13 protein-coding genes are annotated in these 15,103 nt (G+C 51.9%); 1 reads left to right on the top strand and 12 read right to left on the bottom strand.

Annotation, left to right across the window (positions count from 1 at the left end; genetic code table 11):
* The 5 genes from LZ463_RS26555 to LZ463_RS26575 form a co-directional block, all read right to left on the bottom strand.
* Positions 1-2,601: DUF4347 domain-containing protein (locus LZ463_RS26555; RefSeq protein WP_241459340.1), on the bottom strand; the 2,601-nt coding region annotated here is incomplete at its 3' end.
* Positions 2,598-3,470 carry a sulfotransferase gene (locus LZ463_RS26560; RefSeq protein WP_241459341.1) on the bottom strand — a complete coding sequence of 291 codons (873 nt, stop codon included), beginning with the start codon at positions 3,468-3,470 and terminating at the stop codon, positions 2,598-2,600. The genes LZ463_RS26560 and LZ463_RS26555, both read right to left, overlap by 4 nt.
* Before the next feature lie 510 nt (positions 3,471-3,980).
* Positions 3,981-5,021, bottom strand: coding sequence for a D-alanyl-D-alanine endopeptidase (gene pbpG / locus LZ463_RS26565; RefSeq protein WP_241459342.1), 1,041 nt, complete (start codon positions 5,019-5,021; stop codon positions 3,981-3,983).
* A 318-nt stretch (positions 5,022-5,339) separates the two neighbouring features.
* On the bottom strand, positions 5,340-6,032 hold the full coding sequence (locus tag LZ463_RS26570) for a nitroreductase (RefSeq protein WP_241459343.1): 693 nt from the start codon (positions 6,030-6,032) through the stop codon (positions 5,340-5,342).
* A complete protein-coding gene (locus tag LZ463_RS26575) occupies positions 6,029-6,469 on the bottom strand; it encodes an acyl-CoA thioesterase (RefSeq protein ID WP_241459344.1) in 441 nt (146 codons plus the stop codon). Before LZ463_RS26575 ends, LZ463_RS26570 begins: the two co-directional genes overlap by 4 nt.
* Before the next feature lie 379 nt (positions 6,470-6,848).
* Here LZ463_RS26575 and LZ463_RS26580 point away from each other — a divergent pair, with 379 nt between their 5' ends.
* Positions 6,849-7,406: a phasin family protein gene (locus LZ463_RS26580; protein WP_241459345.1), complete on the top strand. Its 558-nt coding sequence runs from the start codon at positions 6,849-6,851 to the stop codon at positions 7,404-7,406.
* Positions 7,407-7,513: 107 nt separating this feature from the next.
* On the opposite strand, the gene LZ463_RS26585 is transcribed toward LZ463_RS26580, so the two are convergent.
* The 7 genes from LZ463_RS26585 to LZ463_RS26615 all read right to left on the bottom strand — a co-directional run bounded on the left by LZ463_RS26585 (position 7,514) and on the right by LZ463_RS26615 (position 15,056).
* Positions 7,514-8,968, bottom strand: a complete 1,455-nt coding sequence (locus LZ463_RS26585) for an alpha/beta hydrolase (RefSeq protein ID WP_241459346.1) — start codon at positions 8,966-8,968, stop codon at positions 7,514-7,516.
* 308 nt (positions 8,969-9,276) lie between these two features.
* Complete coding sequence (locus LZ463_RS26590) at positions 9,277-10,002, bottom strand: ABC transporter ATP-binding protein (protein ID WP_241459347.1); 726 nt, start codon at positions 10,000-10,002, stop codon at positions 9,277-9,279.
* The gene (locus tag LZ463_RS26595; protein WP_241459348.1) at positions 10,002-10,772 is read right to left on the bottom strand and encodes an ABC transporter ATP-binding protein; all 771 of its coding nucleotides are present in this window, start codon (positions 10,770-10,772) and stop codon (positions 10,002-10,004) included. The genes LZ463_RS26590 and LZ463_RS26595 overlap by 1 nt, the downstream gene beginning before the upstream one ends.
* An 11-nt stretch (positions 10,773-10,783) precedes the next feature.
* Entirely contained in the window at positions 10,784-11,974 is a 1,191-nt protein-coding gene (locus tag LZ463_RS26600) for an ABC transporter permease subunit (RefSeq protein WP_241459349.1), read from the bottom strand.
* 11 nt (positions 11,975-11,985) lie between these two features.
* Positions 11,986-12,915 (bottom strand): branched-chain amino acid ABC transporter permease, encoded by a 930-nt coding sequence (locus LZ463_RS26605; protein WP_241459350.1) that lies wholly within the window; start codon positions 12,913-12,915, stop codon positions 11,986-11,988.
* 726 nt (positions 12,916-13,641) lie between these two features.
* A complete protein-coding gene (ispH, locus tag LZ463_RS26610) occupies positions 13,642-14,580 on the bottom strand; it encodes a 4-hydroxy-3-methylbut-2-enyl diphosphate reductase (RefSeq protein ID WP_241459351.1) in 939 nt (312 codons plus the stop codon).
* Between the two features lie 20 nt (positions 14,581-14,600).
* Positions 14,601-15,056 carry an FKBP-type peptidyl-prolyl cis-trans isomerase gene (locus LZ463_RS26615; RefSeq protein ID WP_241459352.1) on the bottom strand — a complete coding sequence of 152 codons (456 nt, stop codon included), beginning with the start codon at positions 15,054-15,056 and terminating at the stop codon, positions 14,601-14,603.
* Between the last annotated feature and the right edge of the window lie 47 nt (positions 15,057-15,103).

The following is a 15,103-nucleotide window of genomic DNA, read 5'->3' on the forward strand; positions in this document are numbered from 1 at the left end:
TATGGTTTTAACGAGACCTGTTCCTGTCACGACCAGCACATTGGTGGCGCCGTCAAAGGTGGCTGAGGTGATCGTTGGGGCGGCGACGTTGCTAACCGTGACGGCGTTGCCGGTCAGGTCGGCAGGTGTGGCTGTCATCCAGTTGGCAGCAGCTGCCAGGTTAAAAGTTGTTGTGTCGACGGCAGAAGTACCGTTCTTGTTCAGTATGCCATTGATGTTGAGCTGGTCAGTCGCATTGAGTACGAAACTGATCGTTGTCGTACTGCTGGCTGTCACACCCGGCGTGCTGGTCAAGGTATAGGAGCCTGCCTGACCGGTCAATGACAGCTTGGTCACGTCAACAGTACCGCCGTTGATGATGTCTGTGCCGGTAATGGTCAGGGTGCCGGTACTGGCGTCATAAGTGGCGCTGGTGACTGCCGCCGGCGGCACTGCCGAGGTGAATGTCCAGGTCGAGTTTGATGAAATACCGTTGAAGGTTTTGTTAGCACCATCTTTAAAGGCGCCACTGTCAATCAGGACATAATACGCCGTGGTACCGGCAAAATTGGCATTGGGATTGATCGTGACTTTGCTGTTGGCACCACCAGCACCACTGCTAAAAGTCACCTTGCTGCTATCGGTTGCAGCGATGGTTTCCAGTATCGCGTTATCGGACTGACGGTAGATGACAATATTTTTTGCAGCAACAGCCGTCACCGCCTCACCGAATTCGATGACCAGATCGTAATTGACCGGCACATCAGTCACGCCATTAGCAGGTGAGACGATGCCACTGAAGTCAAAACTGCCATTGTCACTGGATTCAAAAGCACCTATGTCAGTCGTGCCGCCGCGACCGAAGCCACGGGCATCCGTTGTTGGTGCACCCGTCGATGTACCCGCATTGATGGCATTGCTACCAGAGAGGATGGCGATGGTTTGTACCGTACCGCCATTATTGGCCAGCGTACCCAGTGCAGTGCCCAGACTGGTGATGGTGCCGGTAGTGGCGTTGCTGCCACTGCCGTTGGTCCCTACCGTACTGATAATGAGGTTATTGCTACCAGTCAGGCTAACCCCGGTTCCGACAAACGCATCATCGTCGTCAGCAACATTATTGGTACTGCTATTGTTGGCAATGATGGTGTTTTTCAACGTGACCGCACCACTGTTTTGCGTTACGTACAAGCCACCACCGCCAAATGCCGCCCCGTTTCCACCAACAAAAGAATTGCCAACGATGGTGGAATTAGTCAGCGTTTTTGTACCAGCACCTGAGAGGCTGATACCGCCACCACCACCTAAATTATCACCAGTTTTTCCGGCAGAATTACTGGCGATCGTCAGGTTTGTCAATGTCGCACTGGTACCGGCGACCACTGAAATGCCGCCGCCATAGCGGCCATTGCTGGCCGCATTGCCGCTGATCGTAGAGCCGGAAATCGTGACCGTTGCTGCATTGATATAAGCTCCGCCGCCGTTGCCGGAAGAATAGGTCGCTGTAGCCGTGTTATTGGCAATGGTCGTATTGCTGATCGTGACAGAGGCAGAAGAATCGTAAAAAAATACACCGGCACCTCTGGTCGTCGAACTGTTATTTCTGATGGCGACGTGGTCCAGCGTCAACGAACCGGAATACAGCATTGCAACCGCACCATTTGCACCATTGGCGCTGGTCAACGTCATTCCTGAGATAGTCAATGGAGAGGTATTGGGCGTACCCAGACTGGCTGAGTCAAAAATTGCCGAGCTATTGTTGCCACTGATGGTCAGCAGATTCTCTCCGGGACCAACAATGGTCAGGGCGTCACCGCTATCGGCAGAGTCCACATTGAGTGCGCCAGAAGTCAGCGTCAGTGTTGCTGCGCCACTGGCAAACAGGGCAGGATCAAACACTATCGTGTCAGCCACACCATTGCCGATGGAAGCCGCGACCGCTGCCCGCAATGAACCTGCTCCGCTGTCATTGAGATTGGTGACCTTGATGGTCGCCAGATCATATTGGTAATGCTGACTGGCAATCGCCGCCGTTTCCACATTGCCGCTATGGTATTCCAGCACCCAGTCGCCATGTACACCTGTGTCATTGGTCGATGCTGCCACATCGGCGCCGGTAGCTTTGGCCAGTTGCTGCACGAAGCTCGCGCCAGTGTCACCTTTGGCGACATCACAGCCATAGAGCATGATGTCGGCACCAGCTGCCATGGCCTTGTGTATGGTCGCCATACTAGCCTGATAATCTGCCAGATTATATGAAGACAGCATGGTGTTGCCGAGTACCAGGTAACCTTCACCGCCATGCGAGACAATATGCACACCTGTGATCCCAGTCTTGCCCTGCAGGGCATCTGCCATTTGCGTAACACCATTCTTGAGCGGGTCAAGCATGATGACTTCGGCACCTGGCTTGATATCTGACAGCAGGCTTTGCCAGTTAGCCAGTGTGGAATCCACGAATACGACTTCGTGCCCCGTGACCGCAGCATTGGTGTTGGCCAGCGGGACGGGCTGCGATATCGACGACACTTGCAAGCCTTGTGGTGATGTCGGAGAGGAGATTGTCAAATCTGGGGAACTGGTTTCGTTTTGTGCGGGGTGCAGCGGGTCAAAATGGTTCATGCTTGTTTTCCTGAATTCCCTGGATTTTCTATATCGTTGGCGACAAATTTGGCGGTGATGACATTGGCACGGCTGCCTGCAGTTTCTTTCCAGAATGACAGCTGGCTGAATTGCTGGAACAGGTCTGGCGGCAAGATGGTGTCACGACTCTCGAAGCTGACTGCCGGCCTGACCTTGTGCAGGCCACGCATGCCGAGCGGTGCATCAAATTCCGGCGCGTCATACTGGATGTTCTCGAAGTCATGCTCAAACGGTTCCGCACCGATGAAGTCATAAATCAGCGGCATGACTTTTTGCGGCGCCTGGGCCAGCAGATCATAGTCAACCAGGAGCATGGAAGCTGCGTTTTCGCTATAAAACGCACTCTTCAAGGCTGCCCAGGGGTAACCAACCATGCGGTTACGCTGCGCCAGGGTTTCTACCCGGCTATATACGGTGGCGCGCTCATTGTCGTCGTTGAAAAGGCGCGTAATTTCGTAAGGATCAGCGGCATATTTGCGCTCTATGCTATCCATGATCCAGGCCACATTGCGCACACAGGCGATCACCTTGGAACCAGGGAACTGATCCATCAGCATGGGCAGATGCGCGGTCCACATGCGATTGGTATCAAACACCACGCTTTTGTCCACATGCTCGGCATAGTAGGAATCAAACAATCCGCGTACCAGGCGCTTGCGCTCAGCCTTGGTAATCACCGGCCCGAATTCCGTACCTGCGCCAAACTGATGCAACATGCTGGTATACAAGGTACCGACCGGGCTGGTCATGCCGGCATGAAAACGCGGGTTTTGCAGCAGCAATGCAGCCAGCAAGGTCGAACCTGATCGTGGCAGACCAGAGATGAAATGGTAGGTCGGTGTTGTCATTGTTAAAGGCAGGCAAGTCTGAAACCGGGTGGAGTTCTTCGTGAAAGGAGCAAAGAAAATTACCGGAATGCAATCACATAATCAAAACACATCATAAAAAAGCAATTCGATTGTTTATTGATCACTCACTACTCATGGCAATTTAAAAACTTCTTTTTGCAGAAGATAGTCAAAAGGCAAAACGATACCTGAGAAGAAGTCAGGAATTTACTTTTTACAAAAACCAAAATGTCAAACTTGGTTAAATCAAATCAACATTCTTACCGGCAACACGGCCACCAGATCAGTCACTTTTATTGCGGGCAAGACAAGCAGGGATTGTAGTGTGCCAACGTAAGAGCTTCGTAAGTTCCTAAAACAACACCTCTTAGCCTGGTGTTGCCCTGCGCTGAACCTTGCATGAAAAGACAGGCAAAAAAATGCCCGCCTTTTCAAGGGCGGGCATTTGCGGGACTCTTCTACTATCACATGACAGAGTTGGTAACGTCTGCCACTTGCCTTGATACCGGATCAGACATGCGGCTTGATCGTCTCCAGCCATTTCTTCATGCGGTCTGCATCGGCAAGGCGTGAATATTTGCCTTTGGAATCAAGAAAAACCATGACGATATTACGGCCCTCGATGATGGCCTGCATGACCAGGCAACGCCCGGCCTCGGCAATATAACCCGTTTTTTGCAGACCGATTTCCCATGCAGGATTGATGACCAGTTTGTTGGACGTGCCATATTCCAGAGGTTTGCCGCCAGGAGCGACGACATATTTGGAGTCAGTCGAATACTGCCGGATCACAGGATGCTGATAGGCGGCATTAACCAGCTTGACCAGGTCACGGGCGCTGGCGCGGTTTTGGCTCGACAGGCCGCTGGAATCAACATAATGCGTGTCCGACATGCCCAGCAATTTTGCTTTGGCATTCATCGCTGCGACAAAAGCAGGCAAACCACCCGGGTAATTACGCCCCAGCGCAGAAGCTGCACGATTTTCAGAACTCATCAAGGCGATATGCAACATGTCGGAACGCGAAAGTTTTGCCCCTATCTTCAGACGCGAACTCGTGCCTTTTTCCTTGTCGATATCATCATTGGTGACTTCGATCAGCTCATCCATATCCTGGTGCGCTTCCACAACAATCAGACTGGTCATCAGTTTGGTGATGGACGCAATCGGCAAGGATACGTCAGAATTCTTTTCAAACAAGACTTTTGAGCTGTCCTGATCAACGACATAGGCGACATTTGACTTCAGTTCCAGCGGGTCTTGCGTGTTTTTCAGCCCTACACTGTCACCAACACTGGCTTTTTCCGGGACTTCACGAACCAGGGCAACGCGCTCTGTAATGACTTTGCGCTTGCCATGGACCATGACGGTGCGCTTGACCAGCGTACCGGAAGCCGTATGGATGACGATTTTTTTGCTTGAACTGGCATGGGCTTTGCCATGAGCCACGTGTTTTTTGGATTTGTGTGCGTGTGAAGCAGCGAGTGCACCGGACAGCGGCAACAGCGCCATGACAGAAAAAACCACCGCACGAAGGGCAAATTTCACCATTAATGACCCCAGATTAAATATGCCAAAAAGATAGTGCAGTGTAGCAAAATTCGGAAATTCCGCAAGGAAAATAAGGAGTTAGGCGCGCTTATTCATTCGCCGCTTTAGACTAAGTTGCAAAAGCATTCTGGTTTTTAAACAAATTTCACAATTCAATTTCCAAAATGAGCAGGCAAGTTTCCTTCGGAAGCTGTTGACGATCTGTAGCGAGCGTGCGTCCGCGGGGGTGCAGGCCTGCGCAAAAGCGGAACGTACTCAGGTACATGAGCCACGCTTGATTTCCGATTGCGCAAGCGCAGTAAGATCGTCAACAGGTTCTTAGTCGATGAAGCGTGCAAAGTCTGCAACACTCGCTCTCTCTGTCACCAGGGTGTTTTCTATCCTGGCGTGGTCGGCATAACCGAGCGACATGCCGCAGACCAGCATTTCATCAGCTGGCAATTGCAATTGTTCTGCAATGACCTTGTGATACTGGGTAAATGCCGCTTGCGGGCAAGTATCGAGGCCACGACCACGGGCAGCGACCATGATGTTTTGCAGGAACATGCCATAGTCCAGCCATGAGCCCTGCTCCATTACCCTGTCTATGGTGAAGATAAAACCGACCGGTGCATCGAAAAAAGCGTAGTTGCGGCCATGCTGGAGATGCATGCCCGCCTTGTTTTCCCGCCCCAGCCCCAGCAGGGCATACAAATCCCAGCCGACCTTGCGGCGGCGTTCCAGGTAAGGTGTCACCCATTTCACCGGGTAATAATTGTATTCCTGCTCATGCCCCCCCTGCCCTTCACTATTGTGCGCAGCCAGGATGGCATTGGACAGTGCATGCAGCCGGGCGCCGGTCAGCACATAAACCTTCCAGGGCTGGGTATTGCTGCCCGATGGAGCGCGTGCCGCAACCTCCAGGATGGCCTGTATATCTTCACGTGCGACCGCAGTCGGTAAAAAGGCGCGGATGGAACGACGAGAAGTAATGGCCTCGTCCACCAGTTGTTGGGTTGCCGTCGTGATCATGAGTATGATGCCTGTATGGTTTGCAAAAGCTGGCGCATGGGGTCTGGGATGGCGGTAGGCCGGCGTGTCTCGCGGTCTACATAGACATGGACAAAATGCCCCTGTGCTGCGGCGCTGTCTTCACCATTCTTGAAAATGCCGACTTCATAACGCACGCTGGAGTTACCAAGCTTGCTGACACTGACACCTGCCTCAATCAGGTCAGGAAAAGCCACGGAAGCCAGGTAGTTGCACTGGGTTTCTATCACCAGGCCAATGACGGGACTGTTTTCTATATCCAGCACGCCATTGACGATCAAAAACTGGTTCACCACCGTATCAAACCAGCTGTAGTAAACGACATTGTTGACATGGCCATAGGCATCGTTGTCCATCCAGCGCGTGGTAATCGTATGGAAATGCCGAAAGTCTTTTCTTGATTTTGCTTCAATTGCCATTGACTGCTCACTTCATGAGATAAAAAAAGACAACCAAAATGCTGAGTGTGGGCAAACGCACATACCCCTTGCGCCCGAAAGTCTAACATATAGTGGGGTACTTCATTTTCTGGTCATAATTGCCATACATAATTGTCGCGGGGAAAATTGGGTCGCGCGGCACCAACTCCCTGACGATATATTTATGACAAGCATTTGAAAATGCGCAATAATTATATTGCGGCGCACAAGTTTGCCTTGACTTCATGCGATGAATCAATACAATGAGACTTATTGCGTCGCACAATAGTATTTACTATTCGTTAAGCTTATGCGCTGCAAAATCCCGCTTAGCAATCGCCAGTTTTTTTGTATTTCACTTCCTAATTAGGAGATGTCCATGTTTACTGCAACTGAACAGATTTCTGCTGCAACAAAAGCCAATTTCGATGCGCAACTCGCCCTGTTGACAAACTTGACCGGCAAAGCATTTGAAAGCGTGGAAAAATTCATAGAATTAAATTTGAACGCTGCCAAGTCTTCCCTGGAGGAGTCTTCTGCCGCCACCAAACAATTGCTGGCCGCCAAAGACCCACAAGAATTCTTCAACCTGACAGCAGCCCAGGCACAACCTACTGCTGAAAAAGTACTGGCATACAGCCGCCACCTGGCCAATATCGCTTCGAGCACCCAGGCAGAATTCACACATGCTGCCGAAGTACAAATCGCTGAAACCAATCGCAAGGTCCTGTCGCTGATTGATGAAGTATCCAAAAATGCACCCGCCGGTTCCGAGCAATTTGTATCGCTGTTCAAAACATCGATAGACAATGCCAACGCCAGCTACGACCACATCAGCAAGACCACCAAGCAAGCGGTGGAAGCACTGGAAGCCAATCTGAATAATGTGGTGTCAACAGCAACCAAGGCTGCCGCACCAAAAGCTGCAAAGAAATAAGCAAGGTTCTCAGGCCTGTCATGCACTGAACTTTGTGCATGAAAAATGCCCGGCATTCATGCCGGGTTTTTTTTATCCATTCATATATCCACGTCCAGCCCCTGCCATCACGGCTTCGTCTGTCCTGCTGAATTTTCCCAGGGCAGCGAGCGGGTCAGCAGCACATTCAATAAATTGTCCTGGAAATTGATGTTATTGGTCAGTTGCACATGGTTTTCACACAAGAAAAACCAGTAAGCAATAGGGATGAAACTGTCTTCGCTTTGCTCAGCTGAAGGGTCCAGAGTCTCGCGCGCCAGCAATGACGGTTTGGTAACACGCCCATCACCGGGCTCCAGCATTAGTTCTTCATAGCGCACCCCGGGCAGCGGATTGCGTATGTGGGCCGGATCAAGCCTGGTCAACAACTGGTCACCGTCTTTTTCCAGCATCAGGCGGGCGGGGGTCAGACTGCAATCGCCACCGAACAGGACGTACCTTATCGGCGTCTCCGGTTCAGGTGTCGATAGCGCCCACATGAAGCGGCGCGCACGCTCCAGGCGATATGCAAAAAAACGTTGCAAGTCTGTCAAAGTCATGCCCGCCATCAACTCGCTCTTGCCCTGCATACGCGCCTGTATTTCCGGATTGTACAGACTCCAGCGATATCGCTGCCACGTGGCCACATCAAACAGATTGTCCTGTAGTATGTTGCCGCTGGCGTCAATCAGCCAGCTGACCAGCGGATGCGGGAACAGCTGATAACCGCTGGGCATGGTGGCCAGTACTTCTGGCGGTATGCGGCCCAGGCCGACTGGTTCACCACTGAGAAAAGCATGCAACGAAGAAGCCGACCCCAGATTTGGCGTGCCCAGTAAAACCAGCTTGCGTACTCGCGTTGTGCCGTACAGGGTGACCTGTTCATGTTCGCCATTCAGGACATCGGCTACGCCGTAGCGCAGGTAGTAACGCGCGATCAGGCCACCCATGCTGTGGGCCACCAGATCAACCCGCAGATCCTGTCGGCCATAATCACGCCTGACCTGATCAATCAATGCCTCCAGCGCCCGTGCATGCTGGCTATTGTCTTGCCTGAAATCATACGGAAAGAGGTAAAAGCGTCGCTCGCCCTGACGGACAGGTGTGCCAGGGATAGCGCGTACATAGCCGCCAAATTTTTCCAGGGTCGTGATGATGGGGCCATAGATGTCTTGCCCCAGTACACGATCGGCAACATCATAAGCTTCCAGGTCGTCGGGCAAAACCTGCAAGTTATTTGGGTCAAACTTGAGTGCCAGCTGGCGGTAATCACCAAAGACAATATCACTTGTGGACCCTGGCCAGACTTCTTTTCCGGTCTTGCGATTGCGCAGCTTGGAGCCAAACAAGCCCGGGATCAGTATCACTGGCGTGTTATCAGCAGCCTGGTCACTGAGCCGGTACAAACGTGATAAATCGGGCCTGGGGGCTGACGCGCAGGAAAGCAGCAAGCCGCTCGCGCATAGCAGGATCAGTTTATACCAGGGTATCAATAAGCACCTGAAGCCAATACCTTTCAAAAAGGCCGGAAGATGTGTCAACATCAATTGACTCCTCGCTTGGATCATACATTCTGGCAAAGACGGTTGTTGTACCCGCCCCGGCAGACACCATTGTAAATGACATCTACCGCAATGTCGCGAGGTACGGCCCTGCCATCAAAAACTGCGCACGTCCCGCCCCATGTCAACGTGTCCACCCAGACTTCGAGGTCTGGCCCAATCGTCATACAGCAGCATGGAACTTGCCAGTCCTGAATCTACCGGGCAAAAAAAATAGCTGCAATTGCTTGCAGCTAAAAATTACCCGGTCAGATAAACCGTCCGGGATTTCCCTTACTTCGTAAAACGGATCAGCCTTCACCCAGGTAAGCAGCTTGCACCTTGGGATCGTTGAGCATGTCCTTGGCATTGCCGTTCATGGTGATGGAACCGGAGTCCATCACATAACCACGGTGAGCAGCCTGCAAGGCCAGCTTGGCGTTTTGTTCAACCAGCAGGATGGTGATGCCCTGGGCAGAAACATTACGCACGACTTCAAAAATCTTTTCCACCATGATAGGTGACAAACCCATCGATGGTTCATCGAGCAGCAACAGGTTGGGATGGCTCATCAGGGCGCGCGCCATGGCCAGCATCTGTTGTTCACCACCGGACAAGGTACCGGCCAGCTGTGCTGCACGTTCTTTCAAACGCGGGAAAACGGTAAACCATTTCTCGATGTCGGCGTTGATACCGGCTTTATCGTTGCGGATAAAGGCCCCCATCATCAGGTTTTCCAGGATGGTCATGCGGGTGAAGACGCCACGACCTTCCGGCACCATGGCCAGGTTGTTCTTTACCATCTCGAAGGAATTAACGTTCCTGATCGACTTGCCCAGGTAAGTAATCTCGCCTTCGACCTTGCAAGCCGGCAGGGTGCCCGTGATGGCTTTCAGGGTGGTGGTCTTGCCAGCGCCATTGGCGCCGATCAGGGTGATCAGCTCCCCCTTGTTGACTTCCAGGTCTATCCCCTTAACGGCCTTGATACCGCCGTAAGCAACTTTCAGGTTGCTTATCTTTAATACGTTCTCAGCCATTAGTGACCTCCTCCCAAATACGCTTCGATAACTGCCGGATTTTTCTGTATGTCTGCGGGCAAACCTTCTGCAATCGGCTTGCCGTAATCCAGAACTGTCATCCTGTCACATAAGCCCATCATCAATTTCACATCATGCTCAATCAGCAGGATGGTCTTGCCTTCTGCCTTGATCTTGACCAGCAATTCGCGCAGGGCCAGTTTTTCTGTCGCATTCATACCGGCGGCAGGTTCATCAAGCGCCAGCAGTTTGGGATCAGTTGCCAGTGCACGGGCGATTTCCAGACGACGCTGATCACCATAGGACAGGAACTTGGAAGTACGGCTGGCAAATTTACCTATGCCAACAAAGTCCAGCAATTCCTGCGCACGCTGGCGGATATCTGCCTCTTCCTTCTTCGCTGCGCCATGCCTGAAGACTGCCCCAAACACACCCTGATGGGTACGGATATGGCGGCCGACCATGACGTTTTCCAGCGCTGTCATCTCGCCAAACAGGCGGATATTCTGGAAGGTTCTGGCGATACCTGCCTTGGCCACTTCATGCGGTGCCGATGGCGAGTAAGGTTTGCCGTCGAGTTCAAATGTCCCGGTGTCAGGCTGGTACAGACCAGTAATGACGTTAAAGAAGGTGGTCTTGCCGGCACCGTTCGGGCCGATCAGGCCATAAATCTGGCCCTTCTTGATGTTGATGCCGACATTCGACAGCGCCTGCAAGCCGCCAAAACGTTTATTGGCGCCTTCGATTTTTAAGATAGTCTGTTCAATCATCTTGATCTTCCTTATGCTGCCGCTTCGTTAGTCTTGGCCATACGGTCTTCATGCTTCGGTGCGGGCCACAAACCTGCAGGACGATTGAGCATGATGGCGACCATGGCGAAACCGTACAACAACTGACGCAATACTTCAGCTTCTATCCAGACCTTGCCAAACAACATGTTCTGCACCGGCTCAACCACATGACGCAACACTTCTGGCAAGGCTGCCAGCAAGACTGCGCCAAGGATCACGCCAGGGATATGACCGATACCACCGAGCACCACCATCGCCAGGATCACGATGGACTCCATCAGCGAGAACGATTCTGGTGAGACAAAGCCCTGGAAGCTGGCAAACATCGCACCGGACACGCCACCAAAAGAGGCGCCCATGGAGAATGCCAGCAATTTGATATTGCGGGTATTGATACCCATGGCCTTGGCGGCAATTTCATCTTCACGGATGGCAACCCAGGCACGACCCAGACGGGAATCCTGCAAACGCAGCGATACCATCACGATGGCGATACACAGGGCCAGGAACAGGAAATAATAGGCATTCACCGAAGGCATGCTCATGCCGAGGAAATGCACCGTCGCATTCGTCCCTTCTTCACCGTTGAGTGAGACACCAAAGATGCGGATAGGATCAATCATGTTGATCCCCTGCGGGCCATTGGTGAAATTGATAGGCGCATTCATGTTATTCATGAAAATACGGATAATTTCACCAAAACCCAGGGTCACGATCGCCAGGTAATCACCACGCAATTTCAGCGTTGGTGCACCAAGCAAGGCGCCAAACATACCGGCAATTGCTGCGGCAAACGGCACGATTACCCAGACCGACAGATGGATGCCGTTCTTGGTGATTTCCGGGCCGCACACTGCGATCAGGAAATTGCCTACGGCTGGATAGTTATTGACGAAAGATTCAAGGATGACAGCGAACTGCTGCGAACCAAAAATCGCCGCCAGATACGCGCCAACTGCATAAAACGCGATATAACCGAGATCAAGCAGACCGGCAAAACCGACCACGATATTGAGGCCCAGGGCCAGCATGATATACAGCAGCGCGAAGTCGATAATCCTGACCCAGGAATTACCAAAATTGGCGGCCACGAAGGGGAACAGGACCAACACGATGCCGAGTACGGCAAAGCTGGCATATGCCTTGGTCGGATTGGCTTTTACATCAAACATGGTAGACATTGATATTCTCCTTACGCACGGTCAGCAACACGCTCACCCATAATGCCGGATGGACGCAAGGTCAGTACGATAATCAAAACAACGAAGGCAAAGATATCCTGGTAGTGGCTGCCCAGCACGCCACCTGTCAGGTCACCGATATAGCCGGCGCCCAGACTTTCAATCAATCCCAAGACAATACCGCCCACCATCGCACCGTAGATATTACCGATGCCGCCGAGTACCGCTGCCGAGAAGGCTTTCAGGCCGGGCACAAAACCCATGGCAAACTGCGCCGATGAATAGTTGGCTGCCCACATGACGCCAGCAATCGCTGCCAGTGCGGCGCCAATCGCAAACGTGGCGACAATCACCTTGTTGGAATCAACGCCCATCAGACCGGCAACCCTGGGGTTTTCTGCCGTAGCACGCATGGCACGACCCATCTTGGTTTTTTCAACCAGCAGGACCAGGCCAACCATCGCCAGCGTCGCCAGTACCAGCAGGACGATCTGGGTTTGCGAAATCACTGCACCACCAATCTGCACAGGGATGAAAGACATCACGGACGGGAAGGAAATCGGGCTGCGACCCCAGATCATCATGGCAAAAGTCTGCACCAGGATGGACACACCAATCGCTGTGATCAGCGGAGCCAGTCGCGGTGCATTACGCAATCGGCGGTAAGCAACACGCTCGATCAAAACGTTGACGGCGATACAGACAGGGATAGCGCCCAGAATGGCGATGATCAGCTTGATGATGCCAGGCAAGTCAGGTGCAACAACCTGCAAAACCTTGATGATGCTCAGACCAGCCATTGCACCGACCATCAGGACGTCGCCGTGTGCAAAGTTAATCAGATTGAGCACCCCGTACACCATGGTGTAACCGAGTGCGACCAGGGCGTACATGCTGCCCAGCACCAGACCGTTGATAATTTGTTGGATAAAGGTATCCATATTTTGCTTCTCACTTTATGAACGAAACGAATTTCTGAAAAAAACAGGAGATGGACTGCTAGCCATCTTGCCACCGGGTGATCCAAGTAACAAAAGCAGGTTTCAGCAAAAATCATTCCTGATATGGAAAGCGGCACCCTGTTTTGGGTGCCGCCGGAATTCGAACGCGCGTTATCCGAACAGGCGCGTCATCAAAGCAGAAGCAACAATAATATGATTCATTGACATGTCAGAACTCTCCTCAACAACTTTTGGTAAAAGTTTTTGTAATATATTTTGACTTAATGGTTATCCCAGTAAAGTCCGGCCGGATTATACAGAGTTTGTACCATTTCCCAGTGGTAAAAAAGCCACCGCAAGCTACGTACTTTCCACAACCGCCCCGCATCAGCATACCCGCTTTTAGCAACCCGGCAAATAGCAAGTTTTGATGTGCCGCAATCTTAAACACGTATTTACAAAATAAAATATCGAAAAGACCGACCAAAAACAAATTTCCCCCAAAATAAGCTTTGACTAAGCTACTGCGCGGCGCGATTTTGGGCCTGCGATGCTCGCCGTACTCAAGTACGACTGCGCTTCTTAACCCAAACTAGCGCCGCTCGCTACGCTTATTCAAAGCTTATTCCGGCTTGTTGGTTTCGCTTTCGCTGCGCTCAGCTCGGGCTTTTCTTATTCTGGCTGAATACTGATTCTTCTTATTGTCTTATGTCCCTGTAATAAACATCAAGCGGGTTTATTCGCCAGGCCTTTGGGCATGGGGAAAGTAACAGCCTCTTCTACACCATCGAGCGCACGGACGCTGCGGGCACCCAGTTGACGCAGGCAGTTGATGACTTCCTGCACCAAAATTTCTGGCGCAGAAGCACCGGCCGTGACGCCGATGCGCTGTGCATCGTGGAGCCACTCTGGCTTGATCTGGCTGGCGTTGTCTACCATATAGGCTTTCACTCCCTTCTTCTCTGCCACTTCACGCAGGCGGTTCGAATTGGAACTGTTCGGGCTACCAACCACCAGCATCAGGTCAACTTGCGGCGCCATGAACTTGACGGCCTCTTGCCGGTTTGTCGTCGCGTAGCAAATATCGCCCTTTTTTGGTTCACTGATCAAAGGAAAGCGTTTTTTCAGAGCATCTATAATTTCTGTCGTGTCGTCAACAGACAAAGTTGTCTGCGACACAAAAGCCAGCATTTCTTCATTCTTTACTTGCAGATTAGCGACATCGTCGACCGTTTCGACCAGATACATGCCACCTTCTGACTGCCCCATCGTCCCCTCCACTTCCGGGTGACCATGATGGCCTATCATGATGATTTCACGGCCCTCTTTACGCATCTTGGCGACTTCGATATGGACCTTGGTCACCAGCGGACAGGTCGCGTCGAATATCGTCAGGCCGCGCGCCTCAGCTTCCTGCCTGACTGATTGCGACACGCCATGTGCAGAAAATATCAGTGTATTGCCAGGTGGGACGTCGTCAAGCTCTTCAATAAAAATGGCGCCCTTGGTCTTGAGGTCACTGACCACATAGGCGTTATGCACAATCTCATGCCTGACATAGATGGGCGCACCGAATTGTTGCAATGCACGCTCGACGATCTCTATCGCACGGTCCACACCGGCGCAAAAACCGCGCGGCTGGGCCAATAAAATTTCCTTGGTCATAAACTTTGCTTAAACTTTACTTAAAGAATTCCAATAATTTTTGTCTCAAACAAGACTGTTTGTCCTGCGAGCGGATGATTAAAATCAAATATAGCACCTTGCTCATCAAGTGAGCGCAAAATACCGGCGAACTTGCCGCCAGCCGGCGCTGCAAACTCAACCAGGTCACCAATCACATATTGCTCACCAAAGGCTGAATTTTCTTTCAGCGTTGCCATGGACACACGCTGTATCAGTTCCGGGTTGCGCGGACCAAAGGCTTTTTCAGGCGGCAGCTCCTGCGTCGTATGTGACCCCTCTTCCAGACCCAGCAAGGATGCCTCCAGTTCGGGCGCCAGCTGGCCAGTCCCCAATTGCAGGGTCGCCGGACGTTCATTGAAAGTGGACAGGATATCTTCACCAGCCAGCGTTGCCAGGCGATAGTGTAGTGTCAGATAGGCGTGAGGTGTTACAGTTGGGATAACATTAGCAGACATGATAAGAAGCAGAGGTAATGAGGCTGGTATGCCCGGATTGCAAACCC

Origin of the sequence: Undibacterium paludis (assembly GCF_022568815.1) — a bacterium.
Classification (GTDB): Bacteria; Pseudomonadota; Gammaproteobacteria; order Burkholderiales; family Burkholderiaceae_D; genus Undibacterium.

Coding starts and splice junctions, on each gene's coding strand:
- LZ463_RS26560 (WP_241459341.1), bottom strand. CDS start 3,470: ATGACAACACCGACCTACCATTTCATCTCTGGTCTGCCACGATCAGGT.
- pbpG (WP_241459342.1), bottom strand. CDS start 5,021: ATGGTGAAATTTGCCCTTCGTGCGGTGGTTTTTTCTGTCATGGCGCTG.
- LZ463_RS26570 (WP_241459343.1), bottom strand. CDS start 6,032: ATGATCACGACGGCAACCCAACAACTGGTGGACGAGGCCATTACTTCT.
- LZ463_RS26575 (WP_241459344.1), bottom strand. CDS start 6,469: ATGGCAATTGAAGCAAAATCAAGAAAAGACTTTCGGCATTTCCATACG.
- LZ463_RS26580 (WP_241459345.1), top strand. CDS start 6,849: ATGTTTACTGCAACTGAACAGATTTCTGCTGCAACAAAAGCCAATTTC.
- LZ463_RS26585 (WP_241459346.1), bottom strand. CDS start 8,968: ATGTTGACACATCTTCCGGCCTTTTTGAAAGGTATTGGCTTCAGGTGC.
- LZ463_RS26590 (WP_241459347.1), bottom strand. CDS start 10,002: ATGGCTGAGAACGTATTAAAGATAAGCAACCTGAAAGTTGCTTACGGC.
- LZ463_RS26595 (WP_241459348.1), bottom strand. CDS start 10,772: ATGATTGAACAGACTATCTTAAAAATCGAAGGCGCCAATAAACGTTTT.
- LZ463_RS26600 (WP_241459349.1), bottom strand. CDS start 11,974: ATGTCTACCATGTTTGATGTAAAAGCCAATCCGACCAAGGCATATGCC.
- LZ463_RS26605 (WP_241459350.1), bottom strand. CDS start 12,915: ATGGATACCTTTATCCAACAAATTATCAACGGTCTGGTGCTGGGCAGC.
- ispH (WP_241459351.1), bottom strand. CDS start 14,580: ATGACCAAGGAAATTTTATTGGCCCAGCCGCGCGGTTTTTGCGCCGGT.
- LZ463_RS26615 (WP_241459352.1), bottom strand. CDS start 15,056: ATGTCTGCTAATGTTATCCCAACTGTAACACCTCACGCCTATCTGACA.